The organism is Niveispirillum sp., from assembly GCF_017996735.1.
Taxonomy (GTDB): Bacteria; Pseudomonadota; Alphaproteobacteria; order Azospirillales; family Azospirillaceae; genus Niveispirillum.
Window position 1 is genome coordinate 1 of sequence record NZ_JAGOGJ010000266.1, and the last position, 2,733, is coordinate 2,733.

A 2,733-nucleotide genomic window follows, 5' to 3' on the forward strand; every position below is an offset into this window, starting at 1 on the left:
GTAAGCGGCAAGGGAACCCCGTGGGTTAATGGCGTCGGGGAGATAGGATAGACCTCGGACGTTGATCTGATGCCGAGGTTCCATGTCCACGACTAGTTCTACGCCTATGCCTTCGACTGGTAGCTTGCAGTTGGTCGAGGCGATTGTCGGTCGATTTGACGGTGCACCGGTCGGTGAGCGGCGTCGGTGGTCAGATGAATTCAAGGCGAAGGCCGTGGCTGCGGCGCTGGAACCTGGCGTGAATGTTTCGGCATTGGCCCGGCGGCTGGGGATTTCTCCGCCGCAGCTTTTCGGTTGGCGCAAAACCTTCCTGAACAAGGAGAAGGAAGACGTGCCAGCGGGTTCGTCAGCTTCTGTGGTGGAGATTGTGGTAGGCGATGTCGTCATCCGGGTCAGCCCCGACCTTGAGGAGGCGGCACTGCGACGGATCTTGCGCGCGGTGCGCTCGGCATGATGCCTTCTGGTGTGAAGGTCTTTCTGGCGGGCCAACCGGTCGACTTCCGAAAGGGTCCGGACAGCCTGCTGTCGCTGGTGCGCGATGCAGGCAGCGATCCATTCAGCGGCGCGCTTTACGTGTTTCGGGCCAAGCGTGCGGACCGGGTGAAGATCGTCTGGTGGGATGGCAGCGGTATCTGTCTTTATGCCAAGCGTCTTGAGAAATCCTCGTTCTGCTGGCCGCAGATTGGGGCTGTCCGGGTGCAGCTGAACCACGCCCAGCTCATGGCGCTGCTGGACGGTCTGGACTGGAAGCGGGTCCGCCCTGTGACGGTCAGAGCCCCTGTATTTGCTGGATAATATGGCCGCGACAAAGTGAATCATCGGAGCTTGAGGCGCAGATAGCCTGCGGCACGGCCAAGCAGGATGTGCTATCATTCAGGCCATGATTGCAGAGGATCTCCCCCTTCCCGACGACCTGGACCTGTTGAAGTCCATGGTCCGCGCGATGGCGCATAAGGCGGCCGTTCTGGAGGACGAGAACGCGGCCCTGAAGGCGCGCAGTTCGGATGCAGACGAGCGGATCCAGCGGCTGATGCAGATCCTGAAGGCGTATGATCGTGCCCGGTTCGGCCGCCGCTCCGAGAAGCTTGGGGCCAGCGGGCCATCAGATGACGCGGACGCGCAGCAGGCCTTCATCTTCGAGGAGATCGAAACCGGCATCGCGGCCCTGCGGGCGCAGGTCGGCAAGGACCGGATCTCGGATCAGAAGCGTAACCCGCGACCGCGCAAGGCCTTGCCGCCCCATTTGGAGCGAGTCGAGGTTGTGATCGAGCCCGAGGACTTGCCGGAGCACGCGGGCAAACAGAAGGTGCTGATCGGCGAAGACGTGTCGGAGCGCCTGGATGTCATTCCGGCAAAGTTCCGGGTGATCGTCACCCGTCGGCCCAAATATGCGTTCAAGGGGTGCGAGGGCGTCATCCAGGCCCTTGCCCCGGCGCACATCATCGAAAGCGGTCTGCCGACCGAAGCGCTGCTGGCGCAGATCGCCGTCTCGAAATATGCCGACGGCCTGCCGCTCTATCGTCAGGAGGGGATCTATGCCCGCGACCAGGTGGAGATCGACCGGCGGCTGATGGCCCAGTGGATGGGCCGGGTTGGCTTCGAGCTGGATATCCTGGCTGACCATGTTCTGTGCGAGGTTCTCAAGGGGCCACGCGTCTTTGCGGATGAGACCTGCCTTCCCACCCTTGCCCCGGGCACCGGCACCACGAAGACAGCCTGGCTCTGGGCCTATGCCCGCGATGACAGCACCTTTGGCGGGAGCGGCCCGCCCATGGTGGCCTATCGGTTCGAAGACAGCCGGTCCGGCGATTGCGTGCTGCGGCACCTCCATGGCTACGGCGGTATCCTGCAGGTGGACGGCTATGCCGCCTACAACAAGCTGGTGCGCAAGGGCGGCAGCAATGACGGCCCACGACTGGCTGGGTGCTGGGCCCATAGCCGGCGACGGTTCTATGAACTCCACGCCGCCGGTGACAGCCGCGTCGCCACCACCACGGTGGAACGGATGGCCGATCTGTGGAAACTGGAGGCCGAAGTTCGCGGGAAAAGCCCCGAGGAACGTGCCGCCGCCCGTCAGGCCGCCTCGGCACCGATCGTCGCCGAACTGTTCTTACTCTGGCAGAAAACCCTGCCGCGCATCTCCGGAAAATCGAAATTGGCCGAGGCACTGCGCTATGCCATCGCCCGACGGGAGATATTCGAGCGCTTCGTCTCCGATGGCCTGATCGAGCTTGACTCCAATATCGTCGAGCGCGCCATCAGGCCCCAGACCATCACAAGAAAGAACAGCCTGTTCGCCGGATCTGATGGCGGCGGCCGGACATGGGCGACCATCGCCACGCTCTTGCAGACCTGCAAGATGAACGCCGTCGACCCCGTGGCGTGGCTGACCCAGACGCTGGAACGCATCGCCAACCAATGGCCAAGCGCAAAGCTCGACGCCCTCATGCCCTGGAATTACAAAGCCTGAACGGCCGCGGCTTCCCGCTTACCTTCATTTTCCGCTCGGCCGGATTGTTGTCGATCGCCACGCGGCCGTCGTCGAGGAGCAGGCAGAACGACTCCCAGCGGTTCAGCCCGTAGCGGAACGCCTTGGCCAGATCGCTCTTGCCGGGAATGCACTTGAGCTGGTCCTCAGCCCAGATCCTGAAGGCCTCGACCTTGGGTTTGCTCCGGGCCTGACGGGCGGCGCGGCGGGCCTCGGCGCTTTGCCCCGTGATCTCGGCCTCGATG

At 63.4% G+C, this 2,733-nt stretch carries 3 protein-coding genes and 1 pseudogene; 3 read left to right on the top strand and 1 reads right to left on the bottom strand.

Going from position 1 to position 2,733, the window contains the following annotated elements; translation table 11 throughout:
* Positions 1 to 130 precede the first annotated feature (130 nt).
* The 3 genes from KBA48_RS32920 (at position 131) to KBA48_RS32930 (ending at position 2,470) form a co-directional block, all read left to right on the top strand.
* Positions 131 to 454: a transposase gene (locus KBA48_RS32920; RefSeq protein ID WP_292912889.1), complete on the top strand. Its 324-nt coding sequence runs from the start codon at positions 131 to 133 to the stop codon at positions 452 to 454.
* The gene (tnpB, locus tag KBA48_RS32925; protein WP_292912890.1) at positions 451 to 795 is read left to right on the top strand and encodes an IS66 family insertion sequence element accessory protein TnpB; all 345 of its coding nucleotides are present in this window, start codon (positions 451 to 453) and stop codon (positions 793 to 795) included. The genes KBA48_RS32920 and tnpB overlap by 4 nt, the downstream gene beginning before the upstream one ends.
* Before the next feature lie 85 nt (positions 796 to 880).
* The gene (locus KBA48_RS32930) at positions 881 to 2,470 is read left to right on the top strand and encodes an IS66 family transposase (RefSeq protein WP_292912891.1); all 1,590 of its coding nucleotides are present in this window, start codon (positions 881 to 883) and stop codon (positions 2,468 to 2,470) included.
* A gap of 22 nt (positions 2,471 to 2,492) precedes the next feature.
* On the opposite strand, the pseudogene KBA48_RS32935 reads toward KBA48_RS32930, so the two are convergent.
* Positions 2,493 to 2,733, bottom strand: a pseudogene (locus KBA48_RS32935) (transposase); the annotation flags it as partial.

Bases quoted from the DNA above. Each gene is read 5' to 3' on its own strand.
- tnpB (WP_292912890.1), top strand. From the start codon at position 451: ATGATGCCTTCTGGTGTGAAGGTCTTTCTGGCGGGCCAACCGGTCGAC.
- KBA48_RS32930 (WP_292912891.1), top strand. From the start codon at position 881: ATGATTGCAGAGGATCTCCCCCTTCCCGACGACCTGGACCTGTTGAAG.